Below are 600 nucleotides of genomic sequence, written 5' to 3' on the forward strand. Positions count from 1 at the left end.
CGCGGATGTGGCTCAGTTGGTAGAGCATCACCTTGCCAAGGTGAGGGTCGCGGGTTCGAGTCCCGTCATCCGCTCGGGCGATTGGCGCAGCGGGAGCGCGCTTCCCTGACACGGAAGAGGTCACTGGTTCGATCCCAGTATCGCCCACTGAGTATTCATACGCATGCGGATGTGGCTCAGTTGGTAGAGCATCACCTTGCCAAGGTGAGGGTCGCGGGTTCGAGTCCCGTCATCCGCTCGGGCGATTGGCGCAGCGGGAGCGCGCTTCCCTGACACGGAAGAGGTCACTGGTTCGATCCCAGTATCGCCCACTGAGTATTCATACGCATGCGGATGTGGCTCAGTTGGTAGAGCATCACCTTGCCAAGGTGAGGGTCGCGGGTTCGAGTCCCGTCATCCGCTCGGTCTGAGATGACTTGGTGGGTTGGCCGAGAGGCGAGGCAGCGGCCTGCAAAGCCGTATACACCGGTTCGAATCCGGTACCCACCTCGGGCGATTGGCGCAGGGGTAGCGCGCTTCCTTCACACGGAAGAGGTCACTGGTTCGATCCCAGTATCGCCCACCATTTGTTTTATGTGCCTTAGACTTCAAGAGACCCTT

Annotated in this window: 7 tRNA genes; all 7 read left to right on the forward strand. The window is 60.2% G+C overall.

What is annotated here, in order from left to right:
- Nucleotide 1 precedes the first annotated feature (1 nt).
- The 7 genes from AC1DA5_RS10615 (at nucleotide 2) to AC1DA5_RS10645 (ending at nucleotide 565) form a co-directional block, all read left to right on the forward strand.
- Nucleotides 2-74, forward strand: a tRNA-Gly gene (locus tag AC1DA5_RS10615).
- 1 nt (nucleotide 75) lies between these two features.
- Nucleotides 76-147 (forward strand) — tRNA-Val (locus tag AC1DA5_RS10620).
- 18 nt (nucleotides 148-165) lie between these two features.
- Nucleotides 166-238, forward strand: a tRNA-Gly gene (locus AC1DA5_RS10625).
- Between the two features lies 1 nt (nucleotide 239).
- A tRNA-Val gene (locus AC1DA5_RS10630) sits at nucleotides 240-311 on the forward strand.
- Nucleotides 312-329: 18 nt separating this feature from the next.
- Nucleotides 330-402 (forward strand) — tRNA-Gly (locus AC1DA5_RS10635).
- Nucleotides 403-418: 16 nt separating this feature from the next.
- Nucleotides 419-489, forward strand: a tRNA-Cys gene (locus tag AC1DA5_RS10640).
- A 1-nt stretch (nucleotide 490) separates the two neighbouring features.
- Nucleotides 491-565 (forward strand) — tRNA-Val (locus tag AC1DA5_RS10645).
- Nucleotides 566-600 lie beyond the last annotated feature (35 nt).

The organism is Pauljensenia sp. C0254C2 (assembly GCF_056583835.1).